This is a genomic window from Streptomyces sp. NPDC057743 (genome assembly GCF_042798755.1).
Lineage (GTDB): Bacteria > Actinomycetota > Actinomycetes > Streptomycetales > Streptomycetaceae > Streptomyces.
The window spans coordinates 19,451-38,107 of record NZ_JBHVJX010000043.1 but is presented as its reverse complement, the minus strand read 5'-3'; the positions used below and the strand labels follow the sequence as shown (position 1 = coordinate 38,107).

Below are 18,657 nucleotides of genomic sequence, written 5' to 3'. Positions count from 1 at the left end.
TCCCATGTGCCGTGTCCTTGATCTGCAACAGGCGGTGCTCGCCAAGAACGACGCCTGCGCCCACACCCTGCGCGAAGAGCTGGCGGCCCGCGGCACCGCGGTCGTCAACCTGCTCTCCAGCCCGGGCAGTGGCAAAACCGCCCTGCTGGAGAGGGAGTTGACCCTCGCCAGGGAGCGCGGGGTGCCGGTCGCCGCGCTCACCGCCGACCTGGCCACCGAGAACGACGCGGTCCGCCTGGCCCGCGCCGAGGTCCCCGTCAAACAGGTGCTCACCGACGGGCTGTGCCACCTGGAGGCCGAGATGCTCGGTGGGCACCTGGACGGTTGGCTGCCCGCCGACACCCGGCTGCTGTTCGTCGAGAACGTCGGCAACCTGGTCTGCCCCGCCTCCTACGACCTGGGGGAGACGCTGCGGGTGGTGCTGGCCTCGGTGACCGAGGGCGAGGACAAGCCGCTGAAGTACCCCACCGCCTTCGGGCTGGCCCACCTGGTGCTGATCACCAAGACCGACCTCGCCGCTGCGGTGGACTTCGACGAGACGACGTTCCGCGCCAACGTGGAACGGATCAACCCCGGCGCCGAGGTCGTCCGCACCTCGGTGCGCGGCGGCGAGGGCCTCGGGACGCTGCTGGAACGGGCGTTGGCGGCGCGGGAGAACGGTCCCGGGCACATCCCGGTGATGACCCGCCGGTCGCACCACCTGCACGACGGCCTTGAGGACCGGGACGGCGACCGCGGCCCGGTGGGGTCGAGCCGGTCATGACCGTCGGGCAGCCCGGTGCCGGCACCGTTCCGCAGGCTCCCGCACCGTCCCCCGGGCCGCCGGACCCGGCGCCCGCCCCGTCCTCGTACGACGGCGGACGCACCGGGCGCCCCGCCCAGGCGCCCGCTACGGCCGTCGCCCGCCGGCGGATCATCGTGCGCGGCATCGTGCAGGGCGTCGGATTCCGCCCGTTCGTCCACGGCCTCGCCACGGAACTGGGGCTGACCGGGCATGTGAGCAACACCGGTGAGGGCGTGGACGTCGAGGTCGAGGGGCCGGCCGGGGCGCTGCACCGGTTCGCCGCGCGGCTGTGCGACCAGGCGCCGCCGCTGGCGGTCGTCGAGGCCGTGGACGGCGAGGACCTCGCCCCCACCGGCGACACCGGCTTCACCATCCGCCCCTCCCGCACCCGTGGCCCGGCCCGCACCCTGGTCGCCCCGGACGCCGCCACCTGCGACGCCTGCCTGGCCGAGCTGACCGACCCGGACGACCGCCGCCACCGGCACCCGTTCATCAGCTGTACGCACTGCGGCCCGCGGTTCACCATCGTCCGCGCGCTGCCCTACGACCGTGCCCAGACCACGATGGCCGGCTTCCCGATGTGCCCGCGGTGCGCGGCCGAGTACGCCGACCCGACGGACCGGCGGTTCCATGCGCAGCCGATCGCCTGTCATGACTGCGGGCCTCGACTGCGCCTGCTGGCCGCGGGCCCGGACGGTGCGGGCGGCGCCGCGGAGCGACCGCGTGCGGTCCCTGGCGACCCGGTGGCCGGCACCCGGCGGCTGCTCGCCGACGGCGCCATCGTCGCCGTCAAGGGGCTCGGCGGCTACCACCTGGTGTGCGACGCGGCGAACGACCGCGCGGTGACGGAGCTGCGCCGCCGCAAGGCCCGTGGGGACAAGCCGCTCGCACTGATGGCACGTCAACTTACTGATGTGGAAGGGCTGGTGGAAGTCGGGGCGGAGGAGCGCGAGCTGCTCACCGGGCCGGTGCGGCCGATCGTGCTGCTGCGCCGGCATCCCGGCGGGCCCGCGAGCGGGGCACCCGCGGTCTCCGAGGCCGTCGCCCCCGGCTGCCCCGACCTCGGGCTGATGCTGCCCTACACCCCACTGCACCACCTGCTGTTCGGCCTGCCCGGCGACGACCCCGGCCCCCGGCTGCTGGTGATGACCAGCGGCAACGTCTCCGGCGAACCGCTCGTCACCGACGACGCGGACGCCCTGGTCCGTCTGGCGCGCCTGGCGGATGCCTGGCTCGCCCACGACCGGGCCATCCAGGTCCCGTGCGACGACTCGGTGGTCCGGATCAGCGACGGTGAGCCGCTGTACGTACGGCGCTCGCGCGGCCGGGCGCCGTATCCGGTGCCGCTGCCGGTGCCGGTACGGCCCGCGCTGGCCACCGGCGGCGACCTCAAGACCGCGCTGTGCCTGGGGGAGGGGCGGCGGGCCTGGCTGTCCGCGCACATCGGTGACATGGACGACCTGGCAACCCAGTTGGCGTTCGAACGGGCCGCCGCGCACCTGGAGACGATCACCGGGGTCCGGCCGCGGCTGCTCGCCACCGACCGGCACCCCGGATACCGCACCGGCCAGTGGGCCCGCCGCCACACCGGCGGCCGGCCGCTGGTCCGGGTCCAGCACCACCACGCCCACGTCGCCGCCGCCATGGCCGAACACGGGCTGGACGGCCGGCAGCCGGTGATCGGCGTCGCCTTCGACGGCACCGGCTACGGCGACGACGGCGCGATCTGGGGCGGCGAGATCCTCCTCGCCGACTACGCCGGGTACCGCCGCTTCGTCCAACTCGGCTACGTCCCGCAGCCCGGCGGCGACGCCGCCATCCGCCGCCCCTACCGCATGGCCCTCGCCCACCTGCGCGCCGCCGGCCTGCCCTGGACCGCCGACCTGCCCCCGGTGACGGCCTGTCAGTCCGACGAACTGCCTCTGTTGGAACGCCAGTTGGAGCGCAACGTCAACTGTGCCCCGACCTCCAGCATGGGCCGGCTCTTCGACGCGGTCTCCTCGCTCGCCGGGGTCTGCCACCACGCCGGGTACGAGGCCCAGGCCGCGGTGGCACTGGAGGCCGCGGCCCGCACCGCCGGCGACGACCGCGGCCCCGGCTACACCTTCGCACTGCGCACCGGCGCCCCGGCCGGTGGCACCGCCGCGCTGGTCGCCGACCCCACCCCCGTACTCGCCGCGATCGTCGAGGACGTGCGCGCCGGCGCCGGCCGGGCACTGGTCGCGGCCCGCTTCCACGCCGCCGTCGCCGGCCTCGTGCGGCGCGCCTGCGGGCTGGCCCGGGAGCGCACCGGCCTGGCGACCGTGGCGCTGACCGGCGGCGTCTTCGGCAACACCCTGCTGGCCGAGACCGCCGCCCGGATGCTGCGGCAGGACGGTTTCACCGTGCTGCGGCACCGCCTGGTGCCGCCCAACGACGGCGGGTTGGCGCTCGGTCAGCTGCTGGTCGCGGCCCGCAGGCGCGATGCCTAGCTCGCAGCCCGTATGTACCCCCACCCGCACGACGAGGAGGACCCATGTGCCTGGCGGTGCCCGGCATGGTGATGGAGATCGAGGATCGGGACGGCACCCGGATGGCCACCGTCGACTTCGGCGGGGTGGTCAAGGAGGTGTGCCTGGAATACGTCCCGGACCTCGCGGTCGGTGAGTACGCGATCGTCCACGTGGGCTTCGCGCTCCAGCGGCTCGACGAGGAGTCGGCCCGCCGGACCCTGGCGCTCTTCGAGGAACTCGGGCTGCTTCAGGAGGAGTTCGGCGATCCATGGGAGGCGGCCGCGGAACAGGACGGACCGCAGGCTAAGGAGGCGCGGCAGTGAAGTACCTCGACGAGTTCCAAAACCCCGAACTGGCCCGGAAGTTGCTGGACGACATCCGGGGCACGGTGACCCGGCCCTGGGCGTTGATGGAGGTCTGCGGCGGCCAGACGCACACCATCATCCGGCACGGCATCGACCAACTCCTGCCCGAGGAGGTCGAGTTGATCCACGGGCCGGGGTGTCCGGTGTGCGTGACCCCACTGGCGGTCATCGACAAGGCGTTGGAGATCGCCGCCCGGCCCGAGGTGATCTTCTGCTCGTTCGGCGACATGCTGCGGGTCCCAGGCACCGACCGCGACCTGTTCCGGGTGCGCAGCGAGGGCGGCGACGTCCGCGTGGTCTACTCCCCGCTCGACGCGCTGAAGGTCGCCCAACAGAACCCGCACCGCGAGGTGGTGTTCTTCGGCATCGGCTTCGAGACCACCGCCCCGCCCAACGCCATGGCGGTCCACCAGGCACGCAAACTGGGCCTGGACAACTTCAGCATGCTGGTCTCGCACGTCCGGGTCCCGCCCGCGATCGAGGCGATCATGAACTCGCCGAGCTGCCGGGTGCAGGGCTTCCTGGCCGCCGGCCATGTGTGCAGCGTGATGGGCGTCGACGAATACCCGGCGCTCGCCGAGCGCTTCGGGGTGCCGATCGTCGTCACCGGCTTCGAACCGCTGGACATCCTGGAGGGCATCCGCCGCACCGTCCGCCAACTGGAGCGCGGCGAGCACACCGTGGACAACGCCTACCCGCGCGCCGTCCGCCCCGAGGGCAACCCGGCCGCCCGGGCGATGCTTGCCGACGTCTTCGAAGTCGCCGACCGCTCCTGGCGCGGCATCGGCACCATCCCCGCCAGCGGCTGGCGGCTCTCCGAGCGCTACCGCCGCTACGACGCCGAACACCGCTTCTCCGTCGAGGGCATCGCCACCCGCGAGCCGGCGGCCTGCCGCAGCGGCGAGGTCCTGCAAGGGCTGATCAAGCCCCACGAGTGCCAGGCGTTCGGCACCACCTGCACCCCGCGCACCCCGCTCGGCGCCACCATGGTCTCCAGCGAGGGCGCCTGCGCCGCCTACTACCTGTACCGCCGGCTCGGCGCCGCGCCGACTCCCTTGGAGGCGACCCCCGTTGTCTGACACCACCTCGTCCCGTCCCGCCACCGGACCGGGCCCCCGGGACCTGCCCACCGTCGACATCACCGGCTGGGCCTGCCCCGCCCCGCTGCGCGAGACCCCGCGGGTCGTCATGGGGCACGGCGGGGGCGGGGCGCTGACCGCCGAGCTCGTCCAGCAGATCTTCGTGCCGGCCTTCGGCGGCGAACTCCTCGGCCAGCTCGGCGACTCGGCGGTCTTCCCGCTCGGCGGGCAGCGGCTGGCCTTCTCCACCGACTCCTACGTCGTCCGGCCGCTGTTCTTCCCCGGCGGCAGCATCGGCGACCTCGCCGTCAACGGCACCGTCAACGACCTCGCCATGAGCGGCGCCCGGGCCGCCTACCTCTCCTGCGGCTTCATCCTGGAGGAGGGCGTGGAGATGCCGGTGGTCGCCGGGGTCGCCGACGCGATGGGCGCCGCGGCGCGGGCCGCCGGGGTGGAGGTGGCCACCGGCGACACCAAGGTCGTCGAGGCCGGCCGCGGCGACGGCGTCTACCTCAACACCGCCGGCATCGGCGTCATCCCGCCCGGCGTCGACCTGCGGCCGCAGCGGGTGGTGCCCGGTGACGTGGTGATCGTCAGCGGCGACATCGGGGTGCACGGCGTGGCCATCATGAGCGTCCGCGAGGGCCTGGAGTTCGGCGTCGAGATCGAGAGCGACTGCGCGGCCCTCGGCGGGCTCGTCCAGGCCATGCTGGCGGTCACCCCCGATCTGCACGTGCTGCGCGACCCCACCCGCGGTGGGCTGGCCGCCGCGCTCAACGAGATCGCCACCGCCTCCGCCACCGGCGTGGTCATCGAAGAGCGGGCCGTCCCCGTCCCGCCGGCCGTCGCCAACGCCTGCGCCATCCTCGGCCTGGACCCCATGTACGTCGCCAACGAGGGCAAGTTGGTGGCGTTCGTCCCCCGCGAGCACGCCGACGCGGTGCTGGACGCGATGCGCGCCCACCCGCTGGGTGCCGGCGCCGCGGTGATCGGCGAGGCGGTCGCCGCCCACCCCGGCATGGTGGTGGCCCGCACTCCGCTGGGTGGGACGCGGGTGGTCGATCTGCCGCTCGGGGAGCAACTGCCGCGTATTTGCTGAGGCGTTGAGGAGTTGGGGCGTTCGGCGGCCGGGCGGCACGGTCCGGCCGCCGAACGCTGTGCGCACGCGCTCCGGGCCGATCGCGACGCACCCCGTGCCGCCCGCGCGGGACGCGGGGCGACACGGGGTGCGTCGGTCGGGGTGTGGCTCAGCGGGTGTCGCGCATCAGCCGGGACCCGAACCAGTCGTCCTCGTCCCGCACGCCGGGCAGGACGTAGAAGTAGCCGCCGCCCTCCGGGGTGATGAAGCGCGACAGCGGCTCGTGCCGCAGCCTGCGCTGCACGGTGGCGAACTGGCGCTGGACGTTCTGCTGGTAGCCGCAGAAGACCAACCCGAGGTTCATCCGCCCGCGCCGGTCGTAGCCCTGGTCGTAGTTGTAACTCCGGCGCAGGAAGCGGGACTTGTCGGTGTGTGGGGTGCGTGGGTTGGCGAGCCGGATGTGTGCGTCGAGGGGGATCGTGCGGCCGTGCGGGTCGCGGTCGTAGTCCGGCGCGTCGTTCTCCCGCTCGCGCCCCAGGGGCGCGCCGCTCGCCTTGTGCCGGCCGAAGATCCGCTCCTGGTGGTCGACCGGCACCCGGTCCCAGGACTCGACGTGGAACCGGATCAGCCGCAGCACCTGATAGCTGCCGCCCTCGGCCCAGTCCGGCTCCCCGCACTCCGGCGTCACCCAGATCAGCCGGTCCATCTCGCGCGCCGAGCCGGTGTCCGGATTGACGATGCCGTCCTTGAAGCCGATGAAGGTGCGCGGCGAACCCGAGGGCCGGGACGGGTTGAGAAACGCGTCCATGCGCCACCGTGGCCGCATCATCCCGTGGGTCTCCCGGCCCAGGTCGCGCAGGACGTGCACCACCGCGTCCGGGTGTTCCGCGCAGACCTGCAACGACAGGTCGCCGTGGCAGCGCGCCGGGTCCAGCCGGTCGTTGGGGAAGGCCGGCATGGCCTTCAGGTGCCGCGGCTTGTGCCCGGCCAGGCCGAACCGGTCGTCGAAGAGGGACGCCCCGACGCCGACCGTGATGCTCAGCGAGTCCGGGGTCGGCGGCTCCGCGGCCGTCTTCTCGTCCTTCGGCTTCACCCCGGCGGCCAGCACCCGGGACCGCTCGGTGACCTTCTTGAGCAGCCGGGTCAGCTCCGCCCGGTCCTGCACCAGCACGTCGAACGCCACGAAACCGGCCAACAGTTGCTGCGGGGTGACGATGCCGGCCTGGTGCCGACCGTGGAACGGGAGCCGGTCCGGCGGCAGCAGTCGACCCTCCGCGGAGCGGCCCTGCGGCGACGGCGACCGGCGCGCCGGGACAGCCACTGCCTCGCCGCCGCACAGCCCCGCGCCGGCCGCCACCCCCGCGACCCCGGCCGCGTACTTCAGGAACCCCCGGCGCCCGCCGTCCTGCGCGGCACCCCGCTCGTCTCCGCTCCGCTCATCTGCCATCGTCCAGCCATCCCCACTGCGGCTCGCGCCGCCGGTGTGCCTTGCCCCTGCTTGCGCCGCGATCCTCGCGGCCGGTCCGGCGCCGCCCGGGAACAACACGGTGGGGCCCGTCGAAATCACGCGTGGGGTGGCCACCCGGCCGCCGAACGGCGCAGGCCCCCGCGCCGTCGCCGGCGTCCGCTCCTAGCGTCGGCGAGGTGACCCGCCCGACCGAGGACGACATCGCCGAGATGTCGCTGCGCATCGTCCGGGGCAGCGCCGAGCCCGAGGAGTTGGCCGCGCTGGCCGTCGTCCTGTGCGGTCGGCTCGCGTGGGCCCGGGCGCTCGCCGACGGTGAGCGCGCGCAGCCGCGCGACGACGGGCTCACCGAGCGCCAACTGCGCAACCACCGCGCCCGGTCGGCGTGCTGGGCGGGGTGTTGGTTGTGTGGGTGAGTCCATGCGGGGCGGTTGGGGGCTTCGCCGGCGGGGGCTCGTCCGGGGGGCTGACGGGGGTTGAGGGGCGGCCGGGCGTTCCCCGGTGGGTTGGTGGGTGTGCCGGCCCGGTCGTCGGGCAGGCGGCAGGTATGGAAAAACGGGAGGAGCAGTCCATGACGTTGCCGTGGCGGGAGGACGAGCGCTGGCGCCGCCGGTATCCGCAGGCGGGGCCCGACTGGACCAGCGGGATGCCGCAGGGGACGACCGAGCCGCTGACGCCGATGGGGCGGATCGAGCAGGTCGGGCGGATGGGGGGCGCCCTGCGGGGCGGCTGGGTCGCGCCCTGGCAGCGGAAGGTGATCACGGGCTTCGTCGTCGGGGTGGTTGTGGTGGCCGTGGTGGCGGCCGGGTTGATCGTCTTCGGGTGAGGGAGCCGGGGCGGTCGCTGAACTGGCCGTCCTGGGGCGTCGTTGTGGTGCCGTTGGGGGCGTACGGGCGACCGCTAGGTCCTGTCGTCAAACTCCCGCCTGCCGGGCGGTGCCCGGCACGCACTCTCGCCGCACCTGGCGACGATCCCCGTACGTCCAGTACAGGGGCCGCCGCCCGGCACGCCGAGAGCACGCACCGACCGCCGCCCGGCCCGCCCTCCGGGCGAACGACGGGAGTTTGACGACAGGACCCAGGACCTGACCCATCGGACGGGCTCTAAGCGGCCGTTCGCGGTGGCGTGCGGTGGGTGCCCGGGGTCCAGCGGGCCGCGACCAGGGCGGCGGTCAGGAAGCCGGCCGCGCCGATCAGTGCCGCGGTGTGCAGTCCGGGGAGCAGACCGCCGGTGGTCAGCGTCCCGAAGACGGCGACGCCGAGGACGCTGCCCAACTGGCGGGCGGAGTTGAAGACCGCGGCCGCCGCGCCGCCGCGGTCGCCGGGGGCGGACTCCATCACCGCCGCGGTGGCGGCCGGCATGGTCAGCGCCGTGCCGAACCCGGCGGCGGCCATCGGGCCGACCAGTGCCGCGTAGGGCGTCCCGGGCCCCGCGCACAGCCAGCCGGCCAGGCCCGCCGCCCCGGTGAGCAGGCCCGCCACCATCGGCGGCCGGGGTCCGGTCCGCGCGGTGAGCCGGCCGGCCAGCGCCGAACCGACCGCGATCAGGCCGACGGCCGGCAGCAGGGCCCAGCCCGTGCGCAGCGCGCTGTAGTGGTGGACCCGTTGGAAGTAGAGCGGGGCGAGGAACAGCAGCCCGTAGAAACCGGTGTTGAGCAGGACGCCGACGGCCGCGGAGGCGGAGAAGGCGCGGCTGCGGAAGAGCGTGAGCGGCAGCATCGGGGCCGGCGAGCGGTGTTCCAGGAGCAGGAAGGCGGCCAGGCCGAGCAGCGCGAGGGCGAACGCGCCGAGGACGAAGGGGTGGGCCCAGCCCAGGGAGCCGGCCTCGATGCAGCCGGCGGCCAGGGCCGCGACGCTCACCGCGGCGGCCGTCTGGGCCGGGACGTCGAGCCCGCCGCGGGCCGATCCGTTGGGGGAGCACGGGATATGACGGAGCGTCAGTGCCAGGGCGAGCAGTGCGGGCGGCAGGTTCACCAGGAACACCGCGCGCCAGCCGAACGCGGCGACCAGCGTCCCGCCGAGCACCGGCCCGGCCCCGGCGGCCAGCCCGGCGACCGTTCCCCAGACGCCGAACGCCCGGGCGCGGGCGGCCGGTTCGCGGTACGCGGCCCGTAGCAGCGCCAGCGACGCGGGCACCAGGAGGGCCGCGCCGACGCCCTGCACCAACCGGGCCAGCACCAGCATCGCCACCGACGGTGCCAGCGCGCAGCCGGCCGAGGCCACCGCGAACACCGTCAGTCCGGCCAGGAACACCCGTCGCCCGCCGAACCGGTCGGCCAGTCCGCCGCAGAACAGCAACAGCCCCGCGAAGACCAGCGTGTAGCCGTCCACCGTCCACTGGAGGCCGGTCACCCCGGCGTGCAGCGCGCGGCCCAGGTCCGGCAGCGCCACCGTGACGACGGTGACGTCCAGGATGACCAGGAAGTAGCCCAGGCACACGGCCACCAGGGGCAGGCGGGCGGTGCGTGGCCGGGTTGGGGAGGGGGCGGGGAGCGTCGGTGTCGTTGGCATGCGGTCAGTGTCGGGCCGGGACGTTGCGGTCCTTGGCGAAACGTTCCTGGCGCGGGGCGGGGCCCTCGGCCGCGAGGACGTTTCGCTGATTGCCGAATCGTTCGCGACGTACGGTCGCGGTATGGACGCCCGCACCGAGCCCGCAGCCCGCACCGAGACGGACGTGGCGCACGTCGCCGCGGCGATCGGCGACCCGTCCCGCGCCAAGGTGCTGCTCGCCCTCGCCGGGGGCGGTGCGCTGCCGGCCAGCGCGCTGGCGGCCGAGGCCGGGGTGAGCCCCTCCACCCTCAGCGGCCATCTGGCCAGGCTCCGGGAGGCACGGCTGCTGACCGTCGAGCTCGACGGCCGGCACCGTTACTACCGGCTCGCCACCCCCGACGTCGCCCGCGCCCTGGAGCAACTCGCCCAGATCGCCCGGCCGTTGCCGGTCCGCACCCTGAACGCCGACACCCGCGCTCGGGCCCTGCTGCGCGCCCGGCTGTGCTACGACCACCTCGCCGGCCGCCTCGGCGTCGCCCTGATGGAGGCCCTGCTGACCGACGGCGTCCTGGGGGAGGAGCGCACCGGCGTCGCTCCCGCCGACGTCCGCTACGTCCTGACGCCGTCGGGCCGCCGCGCGCTGACCGCCTTCGGCGTGGACCTGGACCGGTTGCCGCGGCGCCGTTCCGCGGTCCGCTACTGCGTCGACTGGGCCGAGCGCCGCCACCACCTCGCCGGCCCGCTCGGCGCCGCCGTCACCGCCCGGCTGTTCGCGCTGGACTGGCTGCGCAACGGCCGGTACCGGCGGGTCGTCCGGCTCACCGACGCCGGGCGCCGGGGGCTACCGGAAACTTTCGGCCTCGCCCCCGAGCGGCTCGGCTAGCCCCCGAAACCCTCCCGTCGAACGCTTCACATTGCCGCAACAATCGGCTTCCCGCTGGCGCGAACACGTCGAGTAGGGTCCTGACCGGCGCAGACAGCGAGTCGAGGAGGCCGTTTTCGTGACGGAGCATCAGGTATCGGGGGAGCCCGTCGGAGACGGTGCGTCCGAAGTGCGGACGCAGGAACGCCGATTGCGGCGCGACCTGGGCTTTTGGGGGTTGACCGGAATTGGCTTCTCCAACATCGTCGGCTCCGGCTGGCTGTTCGCCGCGATGTACGCCGCGCAGACCGCCGGGCCGGCCGCCCTGCTGTCCTGGGTGGGCGCGGGGCTGCTGTGCGGGCTGGTCGCGCTGGTGATGATCGAGCTGGGGGCGTCCCGGCCGGAGGGCGGCGGCACCGTCCGCTGGCCGCTGCTCGCCAACGGGCGACTGGTCGGCACCCTCGTCGGCTGGTCGGTGCTGCTCTCGGTCGGCGCCACCGCCGCCGAGATCAGCGCCATCATGCAGTACACCGCGCACTACGTCCCCGGCCTCTACAACGGCCACACCCTCACCGCCTCCGGACTGGCCGTGGCCGCCGGCCTCAGCGTGCTGCTGACCGCGCTGAACTGGTTCGCGGTCCGCCTCTTCGCCCGCCTCAACACCCTGGTCTCGATCTTCAAGATCGCGGTACCGGTCGCCACCGTGCTCGCCCTGATCGCCTCCGGCTGGCACTCCGGGCGCCTGACCGACCACGGCGGCTTCGCCCCGTACGGCTATGTCGCCTGCCTGACCGCGCTGGCCGGCGGCGGCATCGTCTACTCCGTCAACGGCTTCCAGGCCCCGATGGACTTCTCCGGCGAGACCCGCACCCCCCGCCGCACCCTCCCCTGGGCCGTCCTGGCCGGCATCGGCCTGGCCCTGCTGATGTACGTGGCGCTCCAGGTCGCCTATCTCTTCACCGTCCCCGAGAGCCTGCTCGGCGGTGGCTGGAAGGGCGTCTCCTTCGACTCCCCCTTCGGGCAGTTGGCGCTGATCCTCAACCTCCACTGGCTCTCCAGCCTGCTCTACGCCGACGCGGTGCTCTCGCCCGGCGGCTCGGCGTACGTCGGGGTGGCCATCGACGCCCGGCACACCTACGCGCTCGCCAAGAACGGCACCATCCCGCGCTACTTCATGAAGATCGACGAGGGCTCCGGCATGCCGCGCCGCGCCCTGGTGATCAATCTCGTCGTGATCGTGCTGTATCTGCTGCCGTTCGGCGGTTGGCAGGACATCGTCAGCGTCATGGGCGACATGTACCTGCTGATCTACTGCGCCTCCGCGGTCGCGGTGGCGGTCTTCCGCACCGAGGTCGGCGGCGGCACCGCCGGGTGGGTGCCGGGGCTGCGCTGGATCGCGCCGCTGAGCTTCGTGGTGTCCAGCGAGTTCGTCTACTGGTCGGGCTGGCAACACCTGCGACTGGCGCTGCCGATGGTCCTGGTGGGGCTGCTGCTCTTCTTCGTGATGCGGCGGCCGGGCGCCCGGGCCGCGGAGAGCGACGGCGCCGGTCCGCGCCTCCCCCTGGCGACCGAACTCACCACCGGCGCCTGGCTGGTGGTCTACCTCCTCGCGCTCACCGCATTGTCCTGGCTGGGCACCTTCAAGGGCTCCGGGCACCTGCCCGCCCCCTACGACTCGCTCACCGTGGCCGCCGTCGCGCTGGCGGTCTTCTACTGGGCGGTGCGGTCCGGCGTCGGCCACCTGACGGCCGTGCGGCGGGCCGCCGCCTGAGCCCGCAGCTCGGGCCCGTCGCGCCCCGGCGGGAGCCTCCGGGGCGCCCGGTCGCCGCGGAGCGGATGCCGGACCCCGGAAATATGATGGGGCCATGCTTCGGCGTCGTCCCCCGCGGTCGGCGAGCGCCGACGATCTGCTGAGCACGCTCGGCCGGCTGACCGCCCAGGCGCGGGAGGGCGCGGAACTCCAGCGGGCCAGGGTGGAGCTGGCCGAGGTCCTCCAACGGGAGATGCTGCCGGCCACCCTCCCCGAGCTCCCCGGTCTGCGCACCGCCGCCAGTTACGTCCCGGCCCGACACGGCCTCGCCATCGGGGGCGACTGGTACGACGGCTTCGCCCTCCCGGACGGCTCGCTCGCCTTCTCCGTCGGCGATGTGCAGGGCCACGACGTCGAGGCGGCCGCGTTCATGGGGCAGATCCGGATCGGGCTGCGGGCCGTCGCCGCCCACGCGCCCGACCCCGGCGAGGTGCTCAGCCGGGCCAACGACCTGCTCCTGTCCATCGACTCCGAACTCTTCGCGACCTGCACCTTCGTCCGCTTCGACCCGGTGTCCTGGGAGCTGACCAGCGCCCGTGCCGGGCACGTCCCCGCGGTCTGGGCCACCACCGACCGCCGGTACGGACTGGCCGAGGACCCCGGGGGCATCCCGCTCGGCGTGCTGCCCGGGCAGCACTACCCGGTCACCCGCCGGCGGCTGGCCACGGCGGGCGCGTTCGTGCTGCTCACCGACGGGGTGATCGAGGGCCCGTCGTTCCCCATCGACGCCGGACTGGCGGAGGTGGCCCGGCTGGTCGGCGCGAAGGCCGGGGACGACCCGGCCGAGGTCGCCGACGCGGTGCTGTGCGTCGCCGAACTGACCGGGCACACCGACGACGCCGCGGTGATCGTGCTGCGCTACGACGCGGACCGACGGGGGTGAAGCCGGCAGCCGTGAGCGCGTGTCGCGGCCGGGGCCCGGCCACCGACGTTGTCTGATGGCAGGCGTGGTGCGCACCGGGGAGATCCGTCGGCTGGCACCGGTAGCCCTGGGGAACCTCGCGCTCGCCGCCGTCTACTACGGAGCCGCGAAGGTCGGTCTGCTGGAACAGGTGGTGGTCGCGGGGGCGGTGGTCACCCCCCTGTGGCCGCCCACCGGCATCGCGCTGAGCTGCCTGTTGCTGATGGGCCTGCGGATGTGGCCGGGCATCGCACTCGGCACCTTCCTGGTCATCTCCACGCTCACCCACCTCGACCCCGCCGGCATCGGCGTGATCGCCGGCAACACCCTCGCCCCGGTGTGCGCCTGTCTGATGCTGCGCCGGGTCGGCTTCCGCACCGAACTGGACCGGCTGCGCGACGGGGTGGCCCTGGTGGCGCTGGGCGCGTTCGCCGCGATGGTGATCAGCGCGACGCTGGGCAGCGGCACCCAGGTGCTGACCGGGGCGCTGCCCACGGGGGACTTCTGGCGCACCTGGGCGTCCTGGTGGGCGGGCGATGCGATGGGGGTCCTCGTGGTCACCCCGCTGCTGCTGGCCATCCGAACCTTCCGGTGGCCCCGGCACCTCCCCCTCTACCGCTGGGCCGAGGCGGCCATGCTCCTGGTGACCGTGGTGGCGGTCTCGCTGGTGGTCACCCGTTCCTCGCTGTCCCTGCTGTTCCTGGTCTTCCCGGTGATCGTGTGGGCGGCGCTGCGGTTCCAACTGATCGGCGCGGCGCCCTGCGTGTTGGTGATGTCGGTCTGTGCGATCACCGCGGCCACCGGTGGGTACGGCCCCTTCACCGGCCGGAGCCTGCTGGAGACCATGGTCAACCTTCAGGCCCTGAACGCCTCCGCGGCCCTCACCGCGCTGCTGCTCTCGGCGATCGTCACCGAGCAGAACGCCATCCGGCGGCGGGTCGAGCAGGCGTGCCGGGAGCTCGCCGAGGTGGTGGACCGGCTGGCGCCGGGGGAGAGCCGGCGTAGCTGGCCGCCGGAGCAGTGACCGGCCGCCGCCCCCTCACTCGCCCAACAGCTCGCCCAGGTCGTAGCCGACCGGCTCCTCCAATTGGGCATAGGTGCAGCTCTCCGGCGTGCGGTCGGGCCGCCAGCGGCGGAACTGCGTGGTGTGCCGGAAGCGGTCGCCCTCCATGTGGTCGTAGCCCACCTCGCACACCCGCTCCGGGCGCAGCGGCACCCACGACAGGTCCTTCCCACCGCTCCATCGGCTCGGGCCGCCCGGCATCCGACGGGCCTCGTGCGCCGCCTCGTCGGCCCAGTCGCCCCAGGGGTGGCCGGTGGCGTCGGCCATCCGCAGCGGCGCCAACTCCTCGACCAGCGCCCGCCGCCTGGCCATCGGGAACGAGGCGCAGACCCCGACGTGTTGGAGGTGGCCGGCGGCGTCGTGCAGCCCCAGCAGCAGCGAGCCGACCACTGGGCCGCTCTTGTGCTCGCGGTAGCCCGCGACCACGCAGTCCGCGGTCCGGGCGTGCTTGACCTTGAACATCGCCCGGTCACCGGGCCGGTACGGCAGGTCCAACGGCTTGGCGATCACCCCGTCCAGCCCGGCGCCCTCGAACCGCGCGAACCACCGCCGGGCCAGCTCCAGTTCGGTGGTGGCGGGCGCGGTGTGCACCGGTGCCCGGGCCGAACGCAGCGCCTCGACCAACACCTCCCGGCGGACCGCCTGCGCCTCGCCGAGCAGGTCGGCGTCGTCCAGCGCCAGCAGGTCGAAGGCGACGAGCGACGCCGGCGTGCGGGCGGCGAGGGTCCGCACCCGGGAGTCGGCCGGGTGGATGCGCTCCAGCAACTCCTCGAAGTGCAGCCGGCCGTCGTGCGCGATGACGATCTCGCCGTCGAGCACGCAGCGCGGCGGCAGTTCGGCCCGCGCCGCGTCGAGCACCTCGGGGAAGTAGCGGCTGAGCGACTTGGTGGTGCGGCTGGCGATCTCGACCTCGTCACCGTCCCGGAACACGATGACGCGGAAGCCGTCCCACTTGGCCTCGTACTGCATGCCGGCGGGGATCTCGGTGACCGGCTTGGCGAGCATGGGGGAGACCGGGGGCATCACGGGCAGGTCCATGCCCCCGATCCTGCGAGCCGTGGGCCGTTCCCGCCCGCCGGGACGGCCGGCGCGCGGGGGCGTGCGGCGGAATCTAGCGTGGAGGCATGGCCGGAGCCCGAGCTGTGGAAGTGGACGTCGCGGGACGCACGGTGCGGGTGTCGAACCCGGACAAGACGTACTACCCGGAGCGCGGCTTCACCAAGTTGGACGTTGTCCACTACTACCTGGCGGTGGCCGACGGCGTGCTGCGCGGGCTGCGGGACCGGCCGACGACCATGCAGCGGTTCCCCGACGGCGTCGAGGGCGAGTTCTTCTACCAGAAGCGGGCGCCCAAAGGGCTGCCGGACTGGCTGCCCACCGCCCGCATCACCTTCCCCAGCGGGCGGTTCGCGGACGAGATGTGTCCCAGCGAGCCCGCCGCCGTGATCTGGGCCGCCAACCTCGGGTGCCTGACGTTCCACCCCTGGCCGGTCCGCCGCACGGACACCGACCACCCCGACGAGCTGCGGATCGACCTCGACCCGCAGCCCGGCACCGGCTTCGCCGACGCCGTCGCGGTCGCCCACGAGCTGCGCGCGCTGCTGACCGAGCACGGGCTGCGCGGCTGGCCCAAGACCTCCGGAGGCCGCGGGGTGCACGTCTATGTGCCGATCCGGCCGCACTGGACGTTCACCGAGGTCAGACGGGCCGCGATCGCCGTGGCCCGGACGCTGGAGCGCCGGCTGCCGCAGCGGGTGACCGCCGCCTGGTGGAAGGAGGAGCGCGGCAGCAAGGTGTTCGTGGACTACAACCAGATGGCCCGTGACCGCACCATCGCCTCGCCCTACTCGCTGCGCGCCCGCCCGCGGGCGACGGTCTCCACCCCGCTGCGCTGGGCGGAGCTCTCCGCCGCCGAGCCCGAGGACTTCGACCTGCGGACCGTCCCGCCCCGGTACGCCGAACTGGGCGACGTGCACGCGGACATGGCCGAGCACGCCTTCGGCCTGGAGCCGCTGCTGGAGCTGGCCGACCGGTACGCCGCCGACGAGGGCCTGGGCGATCTGCCGTATCCGCCGGACCATCCGAAGATGCCGGGCGAACCGGCCCGGGTGCAGCCGAGCCGGGCCCGGAAGCACTGAACGCCCGTAGCCCGCAGCCCCGTCCGGTCGCCTTTCGGGGGCCCGGGAGTGTGGCGATCGGAGCAATTGTGGGGGCCGTTGGAGTGGATGCACGCCGTGTCTGCGAGGAAACGGACGGTGCGAGGTACCCATCACGTGTCCGATTTCCTGCCAACCAGGAGAAACGCAATGCGTAAGTTCATAGGCCGCTCCCTGGCCGCCGCGGCTATCGCCGCCGCCACCGTCGTTCCGGCCGCTGGTATGGCCTCGGCCGCCCCTCAGAGCCAGACCGTCGCCGTGAGCGGCGACCACGGTCGTAGCGGCGACCACGGCCGCAACCACCGTCACCACGAGTGCCGGCACCACCACCACTTCGGCTTCGGCCACGAGGGCCGTGAGGGTCGTGAAGGCCGCGAGGGCCGGCGCGGCGACGAGGGCCGTGAGTTCGGGCTCTTCGGCCTCGGACACCTCTTCCGCCACCTCTTCGGCTTCTGGCTCTGACCGGCAGTAGCCCGGCGGGCCGGGGTCAGACCGCGGCGCCCGACTCCTCGGCGCGGCGCCGGAGTTCCTTCTTGTCGGGCTTGCCGACGTCGGTGAGGGGCAGCGCGTCGACGAAGGTGATCCGGGCCGGCTCGTACATCGTGCCGCGGGCCTCGCGCACCATGGTGCACAGTCGCTCGGCGTCGAGGTCGCTGCCGGGGGTGCGGACCACCGTCGCGTGTACCCGCTCCATCCGGTCGGCGTCGCGGACGCCGTAGACGGCGCTTTGCAGCACCTCCGGGTGGGAGTTGAGGAGGTCCTCCAGCTCGGTGGTGTAGACGTGGCCGCCGACCACCACGATCATGTCCTTGATCCGGTCGACGATGGTCAAGTAGCCCTCGTCGTCCAGGAATCCGACGTCGCCGGTGTGCAGCCAGCCGTCCCTAAGGACCTCGGCGGTCAGCTCGGGCTGCTTCCAGTAACCCTGCATGATCATGGTGGAGCGGACACAGACCTCGCCGTGCTCGCCGGGCGGCAGATCGCGGCCGGACTCGTCCCGGATCGCCACCTCGACGTCGTCGAGCACCTTGCCGGCCGAGCGCAGCCGGTCGGGGCGCTCGGGGTCGTGGTCCTCCGCGCTGAGCACGCTGATGCCGCCGGCCTCGTTCTGGCCGTAGCCCTGCACCAGCACCGGGCCGAACGTCCGCACCGCGTCGGCCAGTCGGGCCGGGGACGCCTGGCAGCCGCCGTAGGTGATCATGCGGAGGCTGGAGGTGTCGGTCGTCGGGCGGTTGGGGTGGTCCATCAACTGGTAGAGCAGCGGCGGCAGGAGGAACATCGCGGTGATCCGCTCGCGCTCGATGGTGGCCAGCGCCTCCTCGGCGTCGAAGTCGTCGAGGAGGACGACGGTGCCGCCGGAGCGCAGGGTGGTGTCGGCCATGTAGCCGGCCGCGTGGGCGAGGGTGGTGCACACCAGCTGGCGGTGCTTGACGTCCTCGAACTCCCGGAGGGCGCCGCTGAACCAGCGCGCCTGCTCGAAGGTGGTGCAGATGCCCTTCGGGTGGCCGGTGGTGCCGCCGGTGTGGCGGATGGTGCAGATGTCGTCGGGGCGCGATGCGGCGGCGAGCGGCTCGTCGCTCTGGCCGGCCGCCAGCTCCAGCAGGTCCGTGCCCAGCTTGGCCGGGCCGAGCACCAGCACATCCGGGACGGGCGCCAACTCGACCAGTTCCGCGGCCCGTTCGGCGAGGCGCGGGTCGACGATCAGGGCGCGGGTCTCGACGTCGCGGACGATTGCGGCCTGGGAGTCGGCGGAGAGCTTGTTGTAGAGGTGGTTGATCCGGGCGCCGACGAGGTTGGCGGCGTAGCGGGCGGCGACCGTCTCGGGGAGGTTGCCGCTCAGCAGGGTGACGGTGGTGTCGCGGCCGACGCCGCGGTCGCGCAGGGCGCGGGCCATCCGCAGGACCAGGGAGCGGAACTCGCCGGCGGTGACCCGGCGGCCCTGATGGACCAGGACCTCGCTGTCCGGGTCGCGGTTAAGGGCATCGAGGTTCTCCTCTACGTATATGCGGAACGGGTGGTCGGATATGGCCATCGGGGGCTTCCTCCTGACCCCGGCGGCGCGTGGGGTGCGCCGGGGTGCGACTAGCGAATATTGGTTGCCTCCAGCAACTAA

The 18,657-nt window shown here is 73.7% G+C and carries 17 protein-coding genes; 13 read left to right on the top strand and 4 right to left on the bottom strand.

The window, feature by feature from the left end; all coding sequences use genetic code 11:
* Window positions 1-4: 4 nt before the first annotated feature.
* From hypB to hypE, 5 genes are read left to right on the top strand one after another with little or no spacing between them, the layout of a single operon-like run.
* Complete coding sequence (gene hypB / locus ACFVFQ_RS33185) at window positions 5-763, top strand: hydrogenase nickel incorporation protein HypB (protein WP_383423248.1); 759 nt, start codon at window positions 5-7, stop codon at window positions 761-763.
* Window positions 760-3,255, top strand: a complete 2,496-nt coding sequence (gene hypF / locus ACFVFQ_RS33180; RefSeq protein ID WP_383423246.1) for a carbamoyltransferase HypF — start codon at window positions 760-762, stop codon at window positions 3,253-3,255. Before hypB ends, hypF begins: the two co-directional genes overlap by 4 nt.
* A gap of 44 nt (window positions 3,256-3,299) precedes the next feature.
* Window positions 3,300-3,599, top strand: coding sequence for a HypC/HybG/HupF family hydrogenase formation chaperone (locus tag ACFVFQ_RS33175; protein ID WP_383423244.1), 300 nt, complete (start codon window positions 3,300-3,302; stop codon window positions 3,597-3,599).
* Window positions 3,596-4,720 carry a hydrogenase formation protein HypD gene (gene hypD, locus ACFVFQ_RS33170; RefSeq protein ID WP_383423242.1) on the top strand — a complete coding sequence of 375 codons (1,125 nt, stop codon included), beginning with the start codon at window positions 3,596-3,598 and terminating at the stop codon, window positions 4,718-4,720. Before ACFVFQ_RS33175 ends, hypD begins: the two co-directional genes overlap by 4 nt.
* Window positions 4,713-5,819, top strand: a complete 1,107-nt coding sequence (gene hypE / locus ACFVFQ_RS33165) for a hydrogenase expression/formation protein HypE (RefSeq protein WP_383423240.1) — start codon at window positions 4,713-4,715, stop codon at window positions 5,817-5,819. The genes hypD and hypE overlap by 8 nt, the downstream gene beginning before the upstream one ends.
* Before the next feature lie 148 nt (window positions 5,820-5,967).
* Here the strand turns inward: hypE and efeB are convergent, their stop codons facing one another.
* On the bottom strand, window positions 5,968-7,245 hold the full coding sequence (gene efeB / locus ACFVFQ_RS33160) for an iron uptake transporter deferrochelatase/peroxidase subunit (RefSeq protein ID WP_383423238.1): 1,278 nt from the start codon (window positions 7,243-7,245) through the stop codon (window positions 5,968-5,970).
* A 197-nt stretch (window positions 7,246-7,442) separates the two neighbouring features.
* Between efeB and ACFVFQ_RS33155 the strand changes: the two genes are divergently transcribed.
* Complete coding sequence (locus ACFVFQ_RS33155; RefSeq protein WP_383423236.1) at window positions 7,443-7,679, top strand: acyl-CoA carboxylase subunit epsilon; 237 nt, start codon at window positions 7,443-7,445, stop codon at window positions 7,677-7,679.
* Window positions 7,680-7,834: 155 nt separating this feature from the next.
* On the top strand, window positions 7,835-8,089 hold the full coding sequence (locus tag ACFVFQ_RS33150; protein WP_383423234.1) for a hypothetical protein: 255 nt from the start codon (window positions 7,835-7,837) through the stop codon (window positions 8,087-8,089).
* 277 nt (window positions 8,090-8,366) lie between these two features.
* On the opposite strand, the gene ACFVFQ_RS33145 is transcribed toward ACFVFQ_RS33150, so the two are convergent.
* On the bottom strand, window positions 8,367-9,773 hold the full coding sequence (locus tag ACFVFQ_RS33145; RefSeq protein ID WP_383423232.1) for an MFS transporter: 1,407 nt from the start codon (window positions 9,771-9,773) through the stop codon (window positions 8,367-8,369).
* A 121-nt stretch (window positions 9,774-9,894) separates the two neighbouring features.
* Here ACFVFQ_RS33145 and ACFVFQ_RS33140 point away from each other — a divergent pair, with 121 nt between their 5' ends.
* The 4 genes from ACFVFQ_RS33140 (at window position 9,895) to ACFVFQ_RS33125 (ending at window position 14,349) form a co-directional block, all read left to right on the top strand.
* Window positions 9,895-10,635: an ArsR/SmtB family transcription factor gene (locus ACFVFQ_RS33140; RefSeq protein WP_383423230.1), complete on the top strand. Its 741-nt coding sequence runs from the start codon at window positions 9,895-9,897 to the stop codon at window positions 10,633-10,635.
* Between the two features lie 190 nt (window positions 10,636-10,825).
* Complete coding sequence (locus tag ACFVFQ_RS33135; protein ID WP_383423289.1) at window positions 10,826-12,385, top strand: APC family permease; 1,560 nt, start codon at window positions 10,826-10,828, stop codon at window positions 12,383-12,385.
* A 94-nt stretch (window positions 12,386-12,479) separates the two neighbouring features.
* Window positions 12,480-13,307: a PP2C family protein-serine/threonine phosphatase gene (locus ACFVFQ_RS33130; protein WP_383423228.1), complete on the top strand. Its 828-nt coding sequence runs from the start codon at window positions 12,480-12,482 to the stop codon at window positions 13,305-13,307.
* Window positions 13,308-13,371: 64 nt separating this feature from the next.
* On the top strand, window positions 13,372-14,349 hold the full coding sequence (locus ACFVFQ_RS33125; protein WP_383423287.1) for an MASE1 domain-containing protein: 978 nt from the start codon (window positions 13,372-13,374) through the stop codon (window positions 14,347-14,349).
* Between the two features lie 15 nt (window positions 14,350-14,364).
* Here the strand turns inward: ACFVFQ_RS33125 and ACFVFQ_RS33120 are convergent, their stop codons facing one another.
* Window positions 14,365-15,426: an ATP-dependent DNA ligase gene (locus ACFVFQ_RS33120; protein ID WP_383423225.1), complete on the bottom strand. Its 1,062-nt coding sequence runs from the start codon at window positions 15,424-15,426 to the stop codon at window positions 14,365-14,367.
* 86 nt (window positions 15,427-15,512) lie between these two features.
* Between ACFVFQ_RS33120 and ligD the strand changes: the two genes are divergently transcribed.
* Both ligD and ACFVFQ_RS33110 read left to right on the top strand, forming a co-directional pair.
* The gene (ligD, locus tag ACFVFQ_RS33115; RefSeq protein ID WP_383423223.1) at window positions 15,513-16,526 is read left to right on the top strand and encodes a non-homologous end-joining DNA ligase; all 1,014 of its coding nucleotides are present in this window, start codon (window positions 15,513-15,515) and stop codon (window positions 16,524-16,526) included.
* A 168-nt stretch (window positions 16,527-16,694) separates the two neighbouring features.
* The gene (locus ACFVFQ_RS33110; protein ID WP_383423221.1) at window positions 16,695-17,006 is read left to right on the top strand and encodes a hypothetical protein; all 312 of its coding nucleotides are present in this window, start codon (window positions 16,695-16,697) and stop codon (window positions 17,004-17,006) included.
* Window positions 17,007-17,031: 25 nt separating this feature from the next.
* Here ACFVFQ_RS33110 and ACFVFQ_RS33105 read toward each other — a convergent pair whose 3' ends face one another.
* Entirely contained in the window at window positions 17,032-18,576 is a 1,545-nt protein-coding gene (locus ACFVFQ_RS33105) for an AMP-binding protein (protein ID WP_383423219.1), read from the bottom strand.
* Window positions 18,577-18,657 lie beyond the last annotated feature (81 nt).